This window comes from Ancylobacter sp. Lp-2 (assembly GCF_020523795.1).
Lineage (GTDB): Bacteria > Pseudomonadota > Alphaproteobacteria > Rhizobiales > Xanthobacteraceae > Ancylobacter.
The window spans coordinates 322,451-341,236 of the sequence record NZ_JAJALI010000001.1; the positions used below are offsets into that span (position 1 = coordinate 322,451).

The 18,786-nt window shown below is 64.5% G+C and carries 17 protein-coding genes; 7 read left to right on the forward strand and 10 right to left on the reverse strand.

All coding sequences use genetic code 11. From position 1 onward, the window contains the following. Positions 1-9: 9 nt before the first annotated feature. From LGR54_RS01510 to LGR54_RS01535, 6 genes are all read right to left on the reverse strand, one after another. The gene (locus tag LGR54_RS01510; protein WP_230360218.1) at positions 10-1,506 is read right to left on the reverse strand and encodes a tripartite tricarboxylate transporter permease; all 1,497 of its coding nucleotides are present in this window, start codon (positions 1,504-1,506) and stop codon (positions 10-12) included. Positions 1,507-1,512: 6 nt separating this feature from the next. Further along, positions 1,513-2,004, reverse strand: coding sequence for a tripartite tricarboxylate transporter TctB family protein (locus tag LGR54_RS01515; RefSeq protein WP_230360219.1), 492 nt, complete (start codon positions 2,002-2,004; stop codon positions 1,513-1,515). A gap of 26 nt (positions 2,005-2,030) precedes the next feature. After that, positions 2,031-3,008: a tripartite tricarboxylate transporter substrate binding protein gene (locus LGR54_RS01520; RefSeq protein WP_230360220.1), complete on the reverse strand. Its 978-nt coding sequence runs from the start codon at positions 3,006-3,008 to the stop codon at positions 2,031-2,033. Positions 3,009-3,092: 84 nt separating this feature from the next. After that, positions 3,093-3,509 carry a cupin domain-containing protein gene (locus LGR54_RS01525; RefSeq protein ID WP_230360221.1) on the reverse strand — a complete coding sequence of 139 codons (417 nt, stop codon included), beginning with the start codon at positions 3,507-3,509 and terminating at the stop codon, positions 3,093-3,095. 2 nt (positions 3,510-3,511) lie between these two features. Continuing rightward, positions 3,512-4,888 carry an NAD-dependent succinate-semialdehyde dehydrogenase gene (locus LGR54_RS01530; RefSeq protein ID WP_230360222.1) on the reverse strand — a complete coding sequence of 459 codons (1,377 nt, stop codon included), beginning with the start codon at positions 4,886-4,888 and terminating at the stop codon, positions 3,512-3,514. 29 nt (positions 4,889-4,917) lie between these two features. Continuing rightward, positions 4,918-6,003 (reverse strand): isocitrate/isopropylmalate dehydrogenase family protein, encoded by a 1,086-nt coding sequence (locus tag LGR54_RS01535; protein ID WP_230360223.1) that lies wholly within the window; start codon positions 6,001-6,003, stop codon positions 4,918-4,920. Between the two features lie 157 nt (positions 6,004-6,160). Here LGR54_RS01535 and LGR54_RS01540 point away from each other — a divergent pair, with 157 nt between their 5' ends. Then, positions 6,161-7,096 (forward strand): GntR family transcriptional regulator, encoded by a 936-nt coding sequence (locus LGR54_RS01540; protein ID WP_230360224.1) that lies wholly within the window; start codon positions 6,161-6,163, stop codon positions 7,094-7,096. A 374-nt stretch (positions 7,097-7,470) separates the two neighbouring features. Here LGR54_RS01540 and LGR54_RS01545 read toward each other — a convergent pair whose 3' ends face one another. Beyond that, entirely contained in the window at positions 7,471-8,448 is a 978-nt protein-coding gene (locus LGR54_RS01545) for a LysR family transcriptional regulator (protein WP_230360225.1), read from the reverse strand. Between the two features lie 136 nt (positions 8,449-8,584). Here LGR54_RS01545 and LGR54_RS01550 point away from each other — a divergent pair, with 136 nt between their 5' ends. From LGR54_RS01550 to LGR54_RS01570, 5 genes are read left to right on the forward strand one after another with little or no spacing between them, the layout of a single operon-like run. Beyond that, positions 8,585-9,565, forward strand: a complete 981-nt coding sequence (locus LGR54_RS01550) for an ABC transporter permease (protein ID WP_230360226.1) — start codon at positions 8,585-8,587, stop codon at positions 9,563-9,565. Between the two features lie 13 nt (positions 9,566-9,578). Continuing rightward, positions 9,579-10,373 (forward strand): ABC transporter permease, encoded by a 795-nt coding sequence (locus LGR54_RS01555; protein WP_230360227.1) that lies wholly within the window; start codon positions 9,579-9,581, stop codon positions 10,371-10,373. Between the two features lie 37 nt (positions 10,374-10,410). Further along, positions 10,411-11,478, forward strand: a complete 1,068-nt coding sequence (locus LGR54_RS01560) for an extracellular solute-binding protein (RefSeq protein ID WP_230360228.1) — start codon at positions 10,411-10,413, stop codon at positions 11,476-11,478. 28 nt (positions 11,479-11,506) lie between these two features. Next, entirely contained in the window at positions 11,507-12,613 is a 1,107-nt protein-coding gene (locus LGR54_RS01565; RefSeq protein WP_230360229.1) for an ABC transporter ATP-binding protein, read from the forward strand. Then, the gene (locus LGR54_RS01570) at positions 12,610-13,314 is read left to right on the forward strand and encodes a hypothetical protein (protein WP_230360230.1); all 705 of its coding nucleotides are present in this window, start codon (positions 12,610-12,612) and stop codon (positions 13,312-13,314) included. The genes LGR54_RS01565 and LGR54_RS01570 overlap by 4 nt, the downstream gene beginning before the upstream one ends. A 136-nt stretch (positions 13,315-13,450) precedes the next feature. Here the strand turns inward: LGR54_RS01570 and LGR54_RS01575 are convergent, their stop codons facing one another. Next, the gene (locus LGR54_RS01575; RefSeq protein ID WP_230360231.1) at positions 13,451-13,885 is read right to left on the reverse strand and encodes a hypothetical protein; all 435 of its coding nucleotides are present in this window, start codon (positions 13,883-13,885) and stop codon (positions 13,451-13,453) included. 438 nt (positions 13,886-14,323) lie between these two features. Between LGR54_RS01575 and LGR54_RS01580 the strand changes: the two genes are divergently transcribed. Beyond that, complete coding sequence (locus tag LGR54_RS01580; protein ID WP_230360232.1) at positions 14,324-14,575, forward strand: hypothetical protein; 252 nt, start codon at positions 14,324-14,326, stop codon at positions 14,573-14,575. 774 nt (positions 14,576-15,349) lie between these two features. Here LGR54_RS01580 and LGR54_RS01585 read toward each other — a convergent pair. Then, entirely contained in the window at positions 15,350-16,765 is a 1,416-nt protein-coding gene (locus LGR54_RS01585) for a UvrD-helicase domain-containing protein (RefSeq protein ID WP_230360233.1), read from the reverse strand. Next, the gene (locus LGR54_RS01590) at positions 16,758-18,464 is read right to left on the reverse strand and encodes an ATP-dependent endonuclease (RefSeq protein ID WP_230360234.1); all 1,707 of its coding nucleotides are present in this window, start codon (positions 18,462-18,464) and stop codon (positions 16,758-16,760) included. The genes LGR54_RS01585 and LGR54_RS01590 overlap by 8 nt, the downstream gene beginning before the upstream one ends. Positions 18,465-18,786 lie beyond the last annotated feature (322 nt).

The window sequence follows — 18,786 nt, forward strand, 5'->3', positions numbered from 1 at the left end:
GTGAAGGCCTCAAGCCGGAAGATGCGCCGCCCGGCGCCGGCGCAGCAGCACCGGCACGAGGATAAGCAGAAGCCCGATCAGCAGCAGCGCCAGCGAGATCGGATGAGTGACGAAGACGGAGAGGTCGCCCTGGCTGATCGCCAGCGCCCGGCGGAACTGCTGCTCGGCCATCGGCCCCAGGATCAGGCCGACGATGCAGGGCGCGACCGGCACGTCGAGCACGCGCATGCCGAAGCCGATCAGCCCGATCACCCAGAGGATCACGAGGTCGACCAGGTTGTTGTTGAGCGTATAGGCACCCATGGTCGCGAAGATCAGGATGCCGGCATAGAGCCAGGGGCGCGGGATCGCCAGCAGCTTCACCCACACGCCGGCCATCGGCAGGTTGAGCACCAGCAGCAGCACATTGCCGATATAGAGGCTGGCGATCAGGCCCCAGACCAGGGTCGAATTGTTCTCGAACAGCAGCGGGCCGGGTTGCAGCCCGTATTGCTGGAAGGCGGCCAGCATGATCGCCGCGGTGGCCGAGGTCGGCAGGCCGAGCGACAGCAAGGGAGCGAGCACGCCGGCCGCCGAGGCGTTGTTGGCGGCCTCCGGTCCGGCGACCGCCTCGATGGCGCCATGGCCGAACTCTTCCGGGTGCTTGGAGAGCCGCTTCTCGGTGAGATAGGACAGGAAGGTCGGGATCTCGCTGCCGCCGGCCGGCAGCGCACCGATGGGGAAGCCGATCAGCGTGCCGCGCAGCCAGGGTTTCCAGGAGCGTGACCAGTCCTCCCGGCTCATCCATTTGGAGCCCTTGAGGTCGTACATCTCCTCGGGCTCGAAGCGATGGCGGGCGGCGTTGTAGAGCGTCTCGCCGACCGCGAAGAGGCCGACCGCCACCACCACGACGTCGATGCCGTCGAGCAGTTCGGGGATGCCGAGCGCGAAGCGCGCCTGCCCGGTCTGCAGGTCGATGCCGACCAGTCCCAGCGCCAGCCCGAAGAACAGGCTGGCAAGCCCGCGCGGCAGGGAATCGCCCAGCACCGCCGTGACCGTGGTCAGCGCCAGCACCATCAGTGCGAAGTATTCCGCCGGCCCGAAGGCGAGGGCGACCCGCACCATCAAAGGCGCGACGAAGGTGAGGGCCACCGTCGCGATGGTGCCGGCGACGAAGGAGCCGATGGCGGCGGTGGCCAGCGCCTGCGCCCCGCGCCCCTTGCGCGCCATGGCATGGCCGTCGAGCGCGGTGACGATGGAGGCGCTTTCGCCGGGCGTGTTGAGCAGGATCGAGGTGGTCGAGCCGCCATACATCGCGCCGTAGAAGATGCCGGCGAACATGATGAAGGCGCTGGTCGGGTCGAGATTGTAGGTGACCGGCAGCAGCAGGGCGACGGTGAGCGCCGGGCCGATGCCGGGCAGCACGCCGATGGCGGTGCCGAGCGTCACGCCGATCGCCGACCACATGAGGTTGTAGGGCGTGAGCGCCACGGAGAAGCCGTGGAGGAGGGCGCTGAGCGTTTCCATGGTGATCTACTTTTGCAGGGCGTCGAGCAACGGCTCGAACAGCGAGCCGACGGGCAGTTCGAGGTCCAGCCCAAGGTCGAACACCAGCAGGGTGAGGCCGGTCAGCATGAGGCCGATCAGAATGTTCGTGCCATAGCGGCGGCTGCCGAAGGCCCGCGCCGTCATGACGAACAGCAGCGTGCCGGCGACGATCCAGCCGAGGGTTTCGAGCAGCACGATCTGCAGCAGCAGGCCGCTCGCCACCAGCGAGAAGGCGGGCCAGTCGATCTCGATGCCGTCCGCCTCCACCGGGCCAGTGGTGATCGCCTCGACCTGCAGCCACAGGCCGACCAGGATCAGTCCCGCCGCGACAAGGCCGGGGAACAGGCGGGGGCCGACGGTCGTCGCCGCCCCCACCACCGGCATTGTCCAGGTTTCGAAGGCGATGAAGACGCCGAGCGCCAGCACCGCCAGGCCAAAGGCGACCTCACCGAGGCGCAGGCCCTTATCCATCGTCATCGCCGTCGCTCCCTGTCAGCCACCGGTCACTGGGAGAGGCCGACGTCTTTCAGCGCCGTGGCGACGCGTACCTGCTCCTCCTTGAGGAAGCTGGCGAAGCCGGCCGGCGGCAGATAGGTGTCGAGCCAGCCGCGCTTCTGCAGCGCCGCCTTCCATTCCTCGGTCTTGGCCATGGCGGCGATCATCTCGGCGAGCGCTTTCTTCTCCTCTTCGGAGGTGGAGGCGTGCACGGCGAGGCCGCGCCAGTTCATGATGGCGAGATCGACGCCACCTTCCTTGAGGGTCGGGACATCGACGCCCGGCATGCGCTCGCCGGAGGAGATCGCCAGCGCGCGCAGCTTGCCGGCCTCGATCTGGCTGCGGAATTCCTCGAAGCCGCTGATCCCCACCGTCGCATGGCCGCCCAGCGTGGAGGCCAGCACCTCGCCGCCGCCGGCATGCACGACATAGTTGACCTTGGTCGGGTCGACGCCGACGGTCTTGGCGATCAGACCGACCATCACATGGTCGATGCCGCCGATGGAGCCGCCGGCCCAGGACACCGCCTGCGGATTGGCCTTCAGCTTGGCGACGAGATCGGCCATCGTCTTGATGTCGGAGCTGGCCGGCACGACGATGACGTTCGCCTCGCCCATCAGCCGGGCCAGCGGCACCACCTGATCCAGCGTCACCGCCGATTTGGTGGTGATGATGCCGCCCATCAGCGCGAAGCCGAACACCAGGATGCTGGGCGCGCGCTTGCGGCTGGTGATGAACTGCGACAGGCCGACGGTGCCGCCGCCGCCGGCGACGTTCTGCACCTGCACGCTAGAGGCCAGGCGCTTCTCCTGCAGCACCGCCTGCATGGTGCGGGCGAGCTGGTCATAGCCGCTGCCCGGCGCGCTCGGGGCGAGGAGTTCGAGCCCCTTCACCTCATTGGCGAGGAGTGGCGAGGCGCCAGTGGTCAGCGTCGCGACGGCACCGGCGGCGAGAACGGAGAACTGGCGGCGATTGATCTGGATCATTCTTCCCTCCCTGGGAATATCTGCTTGTCTGGATTGGCGTATTTTTATTGGGAGAGCCGGTGGCCGGCCTCCTTCGGCCGGCGCCTAGCGGGCGCCGTGTTCGGCGTCGATGCTCCGCGTGTCGCCGGTGGCGACGATGGTGCGGGTGGCGTTGACCGACGCGTAGGTCCAGAAGATCTTCATCGGCTCGGTCGCCGAGGCGTTGCGGAAATTGTGCGGCACATTGGCCGCGATCCAGGTGGTTTCCTGCGGACCGAGACGGTGCTCGACACCGTCGAGGGTGGCGATGGCGTGCCCCTCCAGCACCATCACGCTTTCTTCGCAATTATGGATGTGGACCGGGATCTCCGCGCCGCCTTCGAACGACGTGATGCCGTTGATCAGGCTGGTCGAGCCGACGCGGCGGGTGACCAGCGGGATGGTGCGCGCACCGCCGCCGCGCTCGCGCGGCACGATCTCGGACGGGCGCAGCACGGCGCCGGTGGGGGTGTTCTCGGTCATGGTCAGGCTGCCTTCACGGGACCGACCCAGAGGGTCTTGAGGTTCACGAATTCGCGGATGCCGTAGGAGCCGAGCTCGCGGCCATAGCCGGAGCGCTTGATGCCGCCGAAGGGCAGCCGCGGATCGGACGCCACGATGCCGTTGACGAACACCGCGCCGGCATCGATCCGCCGCGCCAGCCGCGTGGCCGCCTCGACATCGGCGGTCCACAAGGCCGCGCCGAGCCCGAACTCGGTATCGTTGGCGAGGGCTACGGCCTCGTCCGCCCCGTCGACGCGGATGATGGCGGCGACGGGACCGAAGGTCTCCTCGCGGAACGCCGCCATGTCCGGCGTCACATGGTCGAGCACGGTGGCGGGGTAGAAGAAGCCCGGTCCCTCGACGATCGCGCCGCCCATCTTCAGCACGGCGCCGGCGGCGAGGCTGCGCTCCACCTGGTCGTGCAGCGTCGCCCGCAGATTGGCGCGCGCCATCGGCCCGATCGACACGCCCTGTTGCAGCGGATCGCCCATCTTCAGCGCGGCGGCGTGCCGGCAGAACGCCTCGACGAAGCGCTCGGCCACCCGATTGTCGACGATGAAGCGCTTGGCGTTCACGCAGCTCTGGCCGACATTGACGTAGCGCGCCTTCACCGCAGCCATCGCCGCCGCCTCGACATCGGCATCGGCGAGCACGATGAACGGATCCGAGCCGCCGAGCTCCAGCACCTGCTTCTTCAGCGCCTTGCCGGCCTGCGCCGCGACGATGGCACCGACCTCGGTCGAGCCGGTCAGCGTCACCGCCGCGATGCGGTCATCGGCGATGATCCCGGCGACCGAGCCGGCATCGATGAGCAGCGTGCGGAACAGCCCAGTCGGGCATCCCGCCGCGCGCATGACGTCCTCGATGGCCAGCGCGCAGCGCGGCACGTTATTGGCGTGCTTGAGGAGGGCGCCGTTGCCGGCGGCGAGGGCCGGGGCGGCGAAGCGGAAGAACTGCCAGAACGGGTAGTTCCACGGCATGATGGCGAGCACCACGCCGAGCGGATCGAACACCACGGCGCTGTGCGAGGCCGAGGAAGCGATGATCTCATCCGCGAGGAAAGCCGGGGCCTGGTCGGCATAGAAGTCGCAATTCCAGGCGCACTTCTCGATCTCGCCCTCGGCTTCCGCGAGCGGCTTGCCCATCTCCTCGGTGATCAGCCGGGCATAGCCCGCCTTGCCGGCGCGCAGCACGGAGGCCATGCGCCGTAGCAGCTCGACACGCTCAGTGATCGGCACCCGCCGCCAAGTGGCCTGCGCCGAGGCGGCGTCGGCAAGCGCGGCATCCACCTCGCGCTCGGTGTGGAGCGGGAAGCGCGCCAGTTCTGCGCCGTCGGCGGGATTGACGGATACGAGCATGATGGAACCGTTCGCTTGGGTGGTGGAAGTCACGCCGCCCGGCCGGCGGCCGGCTGGCGCGCGATCGCCTCGCACACCGCATCGGTGAAGGCCTCGGTGGAAAGCGCGCCACCGAGATCGGCGGTGCGCGTCGCGGGGTTGCCCAGCACCGACCCGACGGCCTGTTCGAGCGCCACCGCCGCCGCGACCAGCGTCCGGTTGCCATCCCGCTGCCCGCGCCAGTCCAGCAGCATGGCGGCGGACAGCATGAGCGAGGACGGATTGGCGATGTTGCGCCCGGCGATGTCGGGGGCCGAGCCGTGCTGGGCCTGGGCGACGCAGATGCCGTCGCCGACGCTGATCGAGCCGCCGAGCCCGAGGCTGCCGCACAGTTCCGACGCCTCGTCCGACAATATGTCGCCGAACATGTTGCTGGTGACGATGACGTCGAAGCGATCCGGCGTGCGGATGAGATGGGCGGCGGTGGCGTCGACGATCAGCTCTTCCAGCGTGACGTCCGGATAATCGGCGGCCACCTTGCGCACCTCGCGCAGGAACAGACCGTCGGAAAGCTTCAGCACATTGGCCTTGTGGACCGCCGTCACCTTCTTCCGGCGGGTGCGGGCCAGCTCGAAGGCCGCCCGCGCGACCTGCTGCGAGGCGCGCGCGGTGATCTTGCGTACCGACAGCGCCATGTCCGGGTCCGGCATGAACTCGCCAGTGCCGGCGAACATGTTGCGGTCGGAATAGAAGCCCTCGGTGTTCTCCCGCACGATGACGAGATCCATCGGCCGGCGCAGGATGCTGAGGTCGCTCAGCGACCGGCAGGGGCGGATATTGGCGAACAGTTCGAGGCGCGTGCGCAGCTCGCCCGACGGGTTGATGCCGCCCTGCTGCCGCGCCGGATATTCGTAGTGCGACACCGGGCCGAGCAGCACGCCATCGGCCGCGCGGGCGGCGTCGAGAACTCCCTCCGGCAAGGTGGTGCCCTGCTCGCGCAGCGCCTTCAGGCCGATGTCGATTTCCGTCCAGCGGATGTCGGCGCCGTGGCGCTCGTTGACGACACCAAGCGCGCGCAACGTCGCGGCGGTGATTTCCAGCCCGATTCCATCTCCCGGCAAAACGATCACCTGCACGGCCGTCTTCCTCCCAGGCTGTTTCCATATTGGTTTTTTGTCGCGTTAAAATGCCTTATAGAGACCATATCGGCATTTTGCAATGCCAAAGTACCAAACGCAGTTTGTGCTGCCGGCCGGCTGTGCCAGAAAGGGGGGCGAGAGGATGTTCCCGGCGATGCAGACCACCCCCCTGACCCAGCAACTGGCGGCGCAGATCGCCGACCACATTCGCGCCGAGCGCCTCGGCGAAGGCGAGCGCCTCGCCGAGCGGCGGCTCGGGGAGCTGTTCCGGGTGTCGCGCTCGCCGGTGCGGGCGGCGCTGAAGCTGCTGGAGCAATCGGGGATTGTCCGTCCGGGCGAGGGCGGCGGCTTCGTCATCGCCCAGCCCGATGCGGAGGCGTTCCGCGGCCTCGACCACGTGCCGAGCTATGAGGACGACCAGATCTATCTCGACATCGCCGATGACCGCGTCTCCGGCCGTCTTCCCGACCGCATCACCGAGAACGAGCTGCTGCGGCGCTACAAGCTCACGCGCGGGCGGCTGACGCACATTCTGCGGCGCATGGCGAACGAGGGATGGATCGAGCGCCTGCCCGGCCACGGCTGGGAATTCCTGCCGGTGCTGACCTCGCTGCAGGCCTATGAGGACAGCTACCGGTTCCGCCTGCTCATCGAGCCGGCCGCCATTCTGGAGCCGGGTTTCGTGCTGAACCGGCCGGCGCTGGAGCATTGCCGCGATCAGCAGCAATGGCTGGTCGATGGCGCGATATTCGAAGTCTCGAATGCGCGTCTCTTCGAGCTCAACAGCGGCTTGCACGAGACGATCATCGAATGCAGCCGCAACAGCTTCTTCATCGACGCGCTGAAGCGCATCGACCGGCTCCGTCGCCTGATCGACTACCGGCAGATGCTCGAACGCGACAGCGCCCGAGTTCGGTGCCAGGAGCATCTCCAACTGATCGACCTGCTGCTGGCCGGCAAACGTGTCGAAGCGGCGGAGTTCATGAAGACGCATCTGGAAGAATTGAGCACGCTCAAGGTCCGCGCGCGGAACCTGCGGCCGGGGCAGTCATCCGGCGAGGCCGCGAAATCCCGCTCGCTTTCGGCCTAGCCGGATCCCGAACCACCAGCACGGCACCGCATGAAGCGGTCCTGTCCTGTATCTGCTGATCCGCCGATCCGGACGTTCTTCAGCGCTGGGTCGCAGGCCGCATGCGCCGTCGCCAGACGCGCGGAGTAGTCCGAATTGCGCGATCAAAGTATTGATAGCGTTTAATATCGTGCCGCAAACCACTCAGTGTTATTCAACAAAAATACCAACAGACGCAAATTTTTGCGTTGGCTCGGTTCACCTTGAAGGTTGCCCACAGCGGTTTCGAGGGCCGTTAATCAGCAGCCTTCGGGTTTGAAAAGTAGCGTCATGCGCGAGCATTGAGCCAGCTATTGACCGACTGCACAGCGTCAAAAGCTGACGCAGACCGCCAGTCAAGAAGCGGATATTCGCTCGTCTCGTACATTGCTGACGCGGCTGGTATCAGCCGTCCGGGCGCTCTGCAACGACGACTGTATTTCTGATGTCAGCAAATTCATGATAATCCCGCCGATGCGTGAAAGCGGCTTCTTCGCATCGATGGCGATGGACACGCTCTGCGGTTCGACGCTCTTGTCACGGACCGGCAGGAATCTGAGCTGGCCAGCCGCCAGCTCGGATGCCGCGTCGAGCTCGGAAGTAAAGGCGACGTAGCGTCCACCTCGCGCGAGTTGCTTGACCAGTTGGAGCGAATTGGTCACCAGCGCCTTCTGCGGATCCGCAAACAGCCAGCCATAGCGCGCGTCGAGATAGCGCCGGATCATCAGCGCCTTGCTCTGTAGCGCGATGGGGTGGGCCACCACTTCCTGAAGGCTCACCGTGTCTGCCTTCGCCAGCGGATGGTTTGGAGCGACCACACAGCCGAAGGGCAGTTCGGCGCTCCAGTGGACATGGACGTCGCGGCGCGGCGTGAGATTGAAGATCGCCGCGATATCGGCACTTCCGCCGAGCAGCGCGGTCACCGCATCGTCGGGGCTGGCGATCTCCACCTCCAGTGAGATGCGAGGTTGCTCGGCAGCGAGGCGCTCGACGAAGCGCGGGAGAAAGCCGTTGGCGTGGCTGTCCATTGCCACCAGCCGGACATGGCCCTGATCGACGCCCTGAAGCTGTTTGATCTCCGCCGCCACGCGGCGTTCGTCGCCGCGCCAGCGCCGGGCGAGCGTCACCAGCGCATCTCCGGCAGCGGTAAGGCGCATGCCGCGCGGCAGCCGTTCGAACAGTTCGACGTCGAGTTCCTGCTCAAGCAGCAGGATCTGCCGGTCGATCGCCGAGGCCGCAATGTTCAGCTCTTTCGCCGCCTTCTGGATCGACCCCGAGCGCGCCACCTGATCGAGGTAGCGCAGAGACGCGGGAACGAGAAAGGCGCGAGCCATCCGAGCATCCTAATTATTCGAACGAATTGTTGCTCAATCTGCGCTGGACGGCAATGGCCGATTGACGGAACCTGACTTGCATGACGGAGCAGCAGTCCGCCGCGTGACATCCACCCGCCCGCAACGGGAAACGCCGATGAGCCGTACCGAGAGCATCGACTTGCCCGAGCGCATCCCCCCACATGTGACGAAGCTGACAGCAAACGCAAAGGCGGGAGCCTTCGCGCGGCACACGGCGAAGGTTTGGGAGCTCGCCACCGGCACCCGTATGGCGGGATATCTCCTGGTGGCGCCGGCCGTGCTCTTTATCGCCGTCTGGTTCGTGGGGCCGGTGCTGACGATGGTCCATCTCAGCCTGACAAGCCGCGTCGTCGAGGGCGTGAGCGTTGAGGGCTTCACGCTGGAAAACTATGTCCGGCTGTTCTCCTCGGACCTCTACTTCCGCATCCTGTTGCGCACGGTCCGGATCGCCCTGCTCACCAGCCTGTTCGCAGCGCTGTTCGCCTATCCGCTGGCCATCGCCATCGCGCGGGGAGGCCCCACGCTCGCCCGACTGGTCACCATCACCATTCTCGCACCGCTGCTGGTGAACGTGGTGGTGCGCTCCTATGGCTGGCAGACCATCCTCAACAAGACCGGCGCCCTTGCCTGGGTCCTCAAGATGGTTGGCATCAGTAACCCGCCGGTGCTGCTCTATACAGAATGGGCGGTGCTGATCGCCTGCGTGCACGTCTACCTGCCATTCATGGTGATGCCGATCGCGGGCGCCATCGGCCGGATCGACCGCTCGGTCGAGGAGGCGGCGCGGGTAGCTGGTGCCACACGGCTGGCGGTGCTGGGGCGCGTCATCCTGCCTCTCAGCCTGCCAGGCCTCGCGGTCGGTGCCTCGCTCGTGTTCTCGCTCAGCGCGGCGGCCTATGTCACCCCGCAGATCCTCGGCGGCAATTTCTCGCCGCTGCTCGGCACCTTGATCGAACAGCAGATGCTTACCTTGAACGACTGGCCCTTCGGGGCGGCGATCTCGACACTGCTGATCGCCCTCGTGCTCGCCTCCAACCTCATTTTCCTCAAGCTCGTCAGCCGGCGCTTCGCGCGCTGGACGGCCGGCGCCAGGTGACGGAGACCGCACGATGAACGAGACCGTCAGCCTGCCCCTCAAGATCACCGTCGGCGTCATCCTCGCTCTGGTCGTGGCACCGCTGCTCGTGCCGGTGCTGATGTCGATTTCCGACACGCCCTACATCGTGTTCCCGCCGCAGGGCTTCACGCTGAAATGGTACGGCGAAGTGCTCGCCAATCCGGAAGCGCGTGGCAGCTTCCTGTTCTCGCTGGAACTCGCGACCATCGTCACCGCCGTGTCGCTGCTGCTGGGGATACCCTGCGCGGCGGGGCTGACGCGCTACAAGGTTCCCGGACAGGACGCGGTGCTCGGCCTCATCCTCTCGCCGCTGATCGTGCCGCTCATCGTTACCGGCGTCGCGCTGCTGCAGGTCTTCGCGCTGATGGGATGGCGCGCCACGCTGATGCAACTCGTCATCGGCCACACCGTGGTGTGCCTGCCCTACGTGATCCGCTCGGTCTCTGCGAGCCTCCTGCTGGTCAACCGCAACCTCGAGGACGCCGCCGCCGTGCTCGGCGCCCCGCCCCATGTGGTGGCGACAAAGGTGATCTGGCCGCAGGTGCGGCCGGGCATCCTCGCCGGGGGCACCTTCTGCTTCATCGTCTCCTTCGACGACTACCCGGTCTCGATGTGGCTTGCCGACGGCAACCACTTCCCGGTGCCGCTTTATCTCTACACGGTCATCGAGCGCTCTTTCGATCCGTCGATCGCGGCCATCGCCTCGCTGATGATCTTCTTCGCGCTCCTCCTCGTGCTCGTCATCGAAAAGGTCTTCGGGCTCAGCCTTGCGCGCCTCGCGAGCTGACGCCGGCTCACATCAAATCAGAATTGGGGAACAGGTCATGACACAGATTTCGCGTCGTACGTTCGGCAAGCTTGTCCTCGGCGCCGGTGCGCTGGCGCCCATGGGGTACGTCCGCAATGGCTGGGCGCAGGGCAAGGAAATCCAGATCGGCATCTGGGGCGGCTCGCAGGGCGAGTTCGTGAAGAAGAACATCATCCCGGCCTTCGAGAAGGATTTCGGCGCCAAGGTCACGGCGGAGGAGGGCTTCACCCTCGCCAATGTCGGCAAGATGCGGGCCACCAAGGCCAACCCGAAATTCTCCGTCATGTTCATCGACGACGTCGCAATCCCGATCTGCAAGGCGGAGGGGCTGATCGAGCAGCTGCCGGCGGGCGATATGCCGGCGCTCGCCAAGCTCTATCCGCGCTTCGGTTTCGATGGCTGGGGCACCGCGCTGGCGATCTCGGTGGCCAGCATGTTCAACAACACCTCGATCACCCCGCCGGATAGCTATGCCGAGCTGTGGAAGCCGGAATTCGCCGGCAAGCTGAAACTCGTCAGCCCGAAGAACACACCTTCCGTCTTCTTCCTCATCGTCGCGGCGGCGGTGAAGTCGGGCAAGCCGTTCGCCGAGGCGCAGTACCTCGTCGATGACAGCTTCGACAAGGTCGCCGAGCTCAAGCCCAACATCATGAACCTCTTCGACAACGGCCCGCAGGCCGCGAATGAGGTGGCGCAGGGCCAGGCCGATATCGGCCTGCTGGAACTGTCGAAGTACATCTATCCCTACACCGCCAAGGGCGCGCCGGTGACAATGAGCTTCCCGAAGGAAGGCTCCTTCGCCGGCAACAACTGCCAGGTGCTGGTGAAGGGCGGGCCGAACCGCGACCTCGCCGTGGCCTTCATGAACCGGATGCTGGAGCCCGCCGTGCAGAAGGCGTTCTCCGAATATGCCTATACCGCCCCGCCGGTCTCCGGCATCGAGTTCTCGCCAGAGACGCTGAAATACATCGCCTATCCGGTCGAGGAGATGGACAAGCGCGGCCTGTTCACGCCGGATTGGGAATACATCAACGCCCGTCGATCGGGCTGGACCGAGAAGCTCAACGGCATCTTCGCCGTCTGAGCGACAGGCCCCTCGTCAGGAGATCGACATGGCAACAACAAGCGCTTCGGGGGGCGGCGAAGTCCGCCTCGCCGGCATCAGCCGGTCCTATGGCGACACCCAGGTCGTGCGGAACGTCAACCTCACCGCCGCGAGCGGCAGCATCCTCGCTTTGCTCGGCCCTTCGGGCTGCGGCAAGACCACGACGCTGCGCATGGTCGCGGGCCTCGTCCAGCCCTCCGCCGGAGACATCCTCATCGACGGTGTCTCCGTGACCGGCCAGCCGGTGCACAAGCGCAACCTCGGCATGCTGTTCCAGAACTACGCGCTGTTCCCGCATCTTAACGTACTGGAAAACGTCGCCTTCGGTCTCGCCATGCGCGGCGTCCCGAAGGGCGACACGGTGCGACGCGCCAAGGAGGCGCTGGCCCTCGTGCGGCTTTCCGGCTTCGAGGACCGCATGCCGGCGGCGCTGTCCGGCGGGCAGCAGCAGCGCGTCGCCATGGCCCGCGCCATTGCCTACCGCCCCCGCGTCCTCCTGCTCGACGAGCCGTTCGGCGCGCTCGACAAGAAGTTGCGCGAAGAAATGCAGATCGAGCTGCGCCAGCTCTGCAACGAACTCGGCCTGACCACCATCCTCGTCACCCATGATCAGGAGGAGGCTCTGATCCTCGCCGATCAGATCGCGGTGATGCGCGGCGGGCGCATCGAGCAGGTCGACAATGCGCGGGCGATCTATGAGCGGCCGATCTCACACTTCGTCGCCGATTTCATCGGCACGTCGAACTTCATCCCGGCCAGCATCGTCGACACGCGCGATGGAAGCATGACGCTGCGCTCGACCGCCGGCCATCTGTTCGAAAGCACCGTTCCCAACGACTTCTCGATACAGGATCGGGTCGCGGTGGCGATCCGCCCGGAAAGCATGCGCCTGACACCCGGCGAGCTGCCTGCCGCAGCCAACATGGTCACCGGCACGATCATACGTAGCCTGTTCAAGGGGCAGGTTCTCTCCGTTTGGATGAAACCCAATGGACAGGCGGAGCTTCAGGTCTCGATCCCGATCGAAGATGCCGCCCGCATGAGCCCGCAGCCCGGCGAAACGTGGAGTGCGCACTGGTCCGCCGCTCGCACACTGGTGGTACGCGAACAGTGAACCAGTCCCAGCGTTTCCCGCGCGCGATCGGGATTATCCTGCCATCGTCAAATCGCGTTGTGGAACGAGTGGCGCGATCGATTCTGGACGAACAGCCCGCCATCGATGTCTGTTTCACTCGTGTGCCGTATGCCGGCCATCCACCGGATGACTACGACATGCCTGCGTTCCACCGCGCGGCGGAAATGCTGGCAGAGGCGCGCCCCGATGTGATCCTGTGGAACGCGACGCGTGGCGCGCTGATCGGTTTCGAGCCCGATCGGCGTCTGGTTGCCTTTGTGGAGAAGGAAACCGGCATTCCCTGCACCACCACGGCGCTCGCGACGGTGGACTATCTTCGCCGGCGCAACTTCCGGCGCATTGGCCTGGTGGCTCAGGGGGCTGACTGGGAAGGCGTGCGGTTGAAGCAGACCTTCGGCGCCGAAGGGATCGACATCGTCGCGGGGCACTGTCTCGGCATCGGCGATAATCTTGAAGCCGCAGGGATAACGCCCGAAGAGATTCACGTGCACGCAATGCGGCTGGCATCGGTCGCGGATCTCGACGCTGTTCTCGTATGGAGCACCAATCTCGCCGGGCACGCGCTTACAAGGCTAGCGCTGAATGAAACCCATATCCCCGTGCTCGATTCTACCACCGTCGGATTCGAAAGCGCGCTTGACTATATGACAGGGTCGTTTCGACCATTGGCGCATGCCTGACGGAATGATTGCGCAATCTTTCTCACCATCTGGCGCGGCGCGCGCTCAGAACGGCCCGAACCGGCGGGCGATGCCGCCGGGGCTGATGAAGGCGCGGGCTACGTTCATCGAGGGCGCCGATACTCCTTGGAAATCCTCACTTCAGCGACAAAGCTAGGCCGCTCAAATCGAGGCTGACGATTACGCCCTTTTGCTCGCCGCTTAGCTCCAAAACGGCGCCGTTCTGGTTAGTCAGGACGACGACTTGCGCGCCCTTTCCGAGGGCGGCGCCAGCACCGCCCTGGGCATAGACCCCAGAAACGTCAGACGCACGTCGGATATTTTTGACCCTTCCATGAAATCGTGTCTCTGAAGCGCCGAAGGTGAAGCCGTAACTCAGCCCCCCGACCGAGAGTGGATATTTGCGGCCCTGAAACGTCAGCACGCCATCTCCGGCTGATCCGCCGACCACGAACCCGGCCTTCACGATACGGATGCTGATTGAGCCGTCAGCGGCGTTCGCCATCGATACGGCGCCGATGAGCGCTGCCAATGCGAGGAGCCCGACCCTTAGTACCGACAAGACTTTCATCGACGATACCTCCCAAACTGGAGCGATGGGCCGTGTTGCCCATCGCTAGACAACGCTCACTCTGGCGGTTGGTTGCTCGACAATCAACTGGGAGACTGAACGCCTTTTCGTTGCGCCAAGGCTAATGCAGCGTGTGCGCTCCTACGCCAGCGCGGCTCGCCAGGGCATCGCTAAACCGGCATGCAACGCACACCAACCCATGAGGCTGTGGCCCGGAACCCGTGGGCCGTTGCTTCATCTTGCGCATACCCAACCGGCGCAAAACAGCATTCAAAGTGTTTTCCGAGATGGGTCACAGCACGCTGCGCACCGAAGGGACAACGAGCTAACCCCTACCTGTAAGGCGGTGCAGGTCGTGAGGCAGGGCCATAGCCTGAGGCGGAAGCGGCACGCGGGGCGCGGCGGCGCATTTTCCCGCGGCTCGCGGGGATGTTCCACTTGGCCTTCGCGAAGTCGAACTCCGACCATTCGGCGCTGCACAGTTCACCAGGGCGAGGAAAGAGCCGCACCATCAGCTTCAAGGCCGTCCGTGTCGTCACCTGGCCGTCGAAGCTATCGATCGCCCGCAGCAAAGCGCCAAGCCTTGTCGGCTCCGTCACAGCTGCCCTCGGCGTGACGATCGGCACGGCCAACGCGCCCTTTAGCGCCGCAGTTGGATCGACCTCGCATCACGGCGTGACGATGCCCTAGCGAAAGACGGCACCGATCGTTGAGCGCAGCCGTTTCGCCAGCTTTTGCTTGCCCTCGAAACGGTAGGCGAGGCACCAGAGTTTCGAGCCGTCGGGCTGAAGCCTCAGCTGCAAGCTTCCTCATCAGAGGGTTTCTTGAGGGTTTTGCCCGGCTTGGTGTTCCGGCAGGCGAGATCGGCAAGCGGCACGGCCGATACTCCGGAAACGGGGCGAGACCACCACCGCGATGTCGCGATACTGTCAGCCGTGCCAACGTTCATGTTGGATAGGGCTGCACATCACCGGCCGGCGCTGGACACCGAGCAGCACTAAAACCGTTGATTTTTCTGTATTTGTTGGACTGTATCGAACCCCGTTGGACGGGGTGATGGTGCGCGGAAGGGATTCGAATTGCGCGATCAACCACTTGATAAGGCTCAATTTTACACCGCGCATCACAAAGCATTATTCAACAAAAATACCAACAAATGCAAATTTTTGCATTGGTTCGGTTCACCTCGAGGGTTATCCACAGCCATTTCAAACCTACAAATAGTAGCCGTTTGGCGTGAAACACAATACCAACCAACGGCATTGAGCCAGCTATCGATCGACCGAGTTGCGCCATAAGCGGAAGTTCGCTGCGGCGACGACGAATGGCCGGTTTCGGGGCCGTGAGGAGACTGTCGGCTTCCAAGCGCCAACTGTGCCTTTCTTACCACTGGGTAAGCTGAGCGTTGATGACGGAAATCCCACCGTTGGTTGGTGGTCGGCCCGCACGGCGAGTAGGCTGGAATCAAGCGGGAGCTAGATTGGCCGTCTGCGAACAGATGATGAGCTTTTTGGCGCCACGCGTCATTGCCACATATAGATGCCGACGGTCCATCTCGGCTGGATCGAGAATGACAGCGGTATCGGCCTCGAGCCCCTTGAGCAGCAAGGTGCTACCGACAGTCCGTTTGGCCAGCGGCCGGCCAATAAGGCGCGACCGTTCGCGTTCCTGGACCGCTGCCTCCGCGGGCGCGACATTAGGGCAATCGCCGCAGCTTTTGAGCATGCGAAGAGCGCCGCGCAGAATCGCCGGCCGGTGGGTACGAACGTCGTGCTCGCGTCCAATCTCGACCAACAGATCGGCAGCCAGGCGGTAGGAGGGCGCTTCGACAAGCTGCACAGCAAGAGCTTCGACAGGCGATGCAGGGCGCCGCTCGCGCTCAGCACGCAATGTTGCAACCCTGTTGAGCAAATTCGATGCACCAGTGTTGGTCATGACCGTGCTAGCGAAGGACACGACATGCTGAAGTAATCCAGCCGACGAAAGATCAAAGCCCTCGCCAAAGGTCACGAGGTCGCGCATATCGACATTCTCGACCGTGACAGCGCCAGGGATCTGGCTGGCGAACTGGCGTTGTCCGCTCGGGCTTTTTGAATCGGCGATGATGAGCACCTTTTCGCCTTCGGCCGCGGCCACCGCGCCTGCCCGGAGGCGTCGCAGATGATCCTCACTGCCGTCGAGATGGACCCAGCTGAGGTTTGGCGGGGCGGCCGAAAGGTCGACGCCCTGACCGGTGATGAGCGAGCGGCGAACATCGAGGAGATAGCGACCAAAGCCTTCCTCGCCGGCATTGATCCAGCGCCACGGTTCGGTGAGTTCGGCAGCGATCGGGAAATGCGCACAGACATGCTGATCCCAGTCAGCGAGTGCGTTGCCTTGAAACCCGAAGATCGCCTGCATCGGATCGCCGAGCACACAGGTGCGCAGGCTCTGAGATGCGAAAGCGACAATCGCGTGCTGGATCTCCGAACAGTCCTGATACTCGTCAACGACGAGACGGTCATAGGTCGCCGCCAGCACGTCGTTGATATGGCCGTCGCGCAGGAGCACCGCAGCCGCGTATCGGATCGCTGGATAATGCGCTTTCGGGTTGGTAACCGAAAGGATGGTTGGGTCGTGGCCCCCGCGTTTTGGGAACAGCGTCAGCAAGCGCATGCACCAGCCGTCGATCGTCGCAAGGCGATAGCTGCCAGATGCAACGCCAGCCTTGTCCAGCCGGGCCCGTAGCGCCGCCACACCGGCATTGGTGTGTGTGAGGACGAGGATCGGCTTCGACCCCGCGTGGCGCGAGAGCGCCTGCGCGATCAGATGGGTCTTCCCACATCCAGCCGGTGCGGTGACCGTTCCGCGATCGATCGCCAGAAGGTCGACGTTAGGCATTATGGCACCACTGGAAGAGTCCGTAGACAACGTTCTGGAACGCCGGATTCGCGGTCAGGTAATCTGGACCGATAATGTCTCGTGCCGCATCTTCCATCCAAGTGACGGTCTTGAACCAGGCGTTCTTCTTCCATTTCGCCGCGGTCGCTAGGATCTGGCGGGTCTGGGGTGTCACCGGGCCGCGGCACAGCGCCAGCGTCAGCGTGTTGTTCGACGCTGCCATGATATGCTCCCCGATCAGTTCCTCGCCATGGAGTTCGACCGCGCGTTCAAGCAGCCGGTGAACGGCGGGATCGCTGACGCCATTAAAGATCGCGTGTTCGAGCGCTTGGCCTGGCGCCCATTTGAAGACTGAGCAGCCATTGACTGAGAACAGGCCTTCCTCGATCGCATTGGGTTGAACATCGTCGTCGCGCAGCGAGGCCGTGCGGAATCCGAGATTTCGCAGCACATTGGCGCGGCCGTAAATTTTGCTGACGCCGCCCGCATCGACCAGCGCGACGCCGGCCGCATTGATAGAGGTACAGCCTTGCGCAGTGAAATGCAGGTCGAGGCCCCGAATAAGGCCGACTTCGCTCGCGCCTTCGCAGACCAGAACCGAGCGGGAGAGAAAGGCCTCTGGATGAGCGCGAATAGTGCCCTGGATCGCGTCGGACAGCCCGACAAGCTCCAGCTTGTGCGAGCCCGCCAGCTTGCGAACCACCCAAAGCTGGTCGCCGCGAAGTTCGCGCAGCGCAACCGGCGAATGGGTCGTCACAAACGCCTGAATGGGCGGCGGCGTCTCCTTGGCCCCGATTGAGCCGAGCAGGCGAATGATGCGATGCGGCTCCAGCCCATGTTCGAGTTCATCGACTAGGAGGACGCTCGATTCCTTGGCTGCCTTGCGCTGCAATCCGGCAACGAGCAGCCGTGTCGATCCGACTCCAAGCGCCCGCAGCGGCACGCCGTTCTCGCCGTGGAGGGCGACAGTCCCCCCGCTGAACGAAGCCGAATGCGCGTCCAGCATCGCTTTGAGCTTATCGCCGGCGGAAATCCCGAGTTCGCTCGCCGTCGCAGAAACCAGTTTGAGCGTTTCGCCAAGTTGCGCGTCCGCGAGATCTCCGAACGCCTTCCGCGCATCGCGGGCAGCACTGGCCAGCGCTGCGGAGGTGTCGGCTTTCTCATCGGTTAGGCGATTGAGGACCGATCCGCGTCGCCAAGCGAGGTTGTGCTCGGCGAGAGCGCCGATGCGGGTAGGCGAAAGGCGCGTGCGATCGCCCCAGGTGAGGTTGCGCGAAAGCCCCTGAGCCTTGGCGCGATCGGAAATCAGCGTCCAGACCGGGTCCAAATCGCTCCCGACGGTGAGTTGGACAGTAAGGACTGTTTCCTTGCCGGATTCTGGTTCATCATCTATCGCGCCATTGGCAGCGTCGAAGCTGCGGACGAATGGGCCATAGGTATCCATACTCTTGAGTGCATCGGACAGGTCGCCGATGGTGATCGCGACCGCGATCGGCGTCGTTACCTCAAGCCCGTGAAAATCGGCATCGGTGAATTGAACGGTGCGGCGGGCGCCGAGACAGTAATCGATGGCATCGAGGATCGACGACTTTCCAGTATCACCAGATCCGATCAGGCAATTAATACCGGCGGCGGGAAACCAGTCGAGGTTCTCGATGCATCGAAAGTTGCTGATCCCGATGTGGCGAATCTGCGCCATATGATCCTCCCTTTAGATAACGGACTATCGCACCGGAGTTCGCATGGCCACCGAAGGCAAGCTTTGGCGCTCAATCGCCGCGGCAGCAGTTCGCTTCGTCCCGGTCTCGAGGTAGTTGGGGAACCGTCATGGTTGCATGGACGGAGGCGCTTCTTAAGAGCGTTGGCTGCCCGATTGACCGCTCGGAATGAGGGCACGAAGCAGGTGTGAGTAAGCGGCGGCTTTCAGGAGGGCAAGGGCAACTTCGGAAAGACCTAGATTGTGGGGCTTTGCCGACCGGCGGCTGGCGCCGGATGCCGTACGACTGCGCGGGCGCCGACTG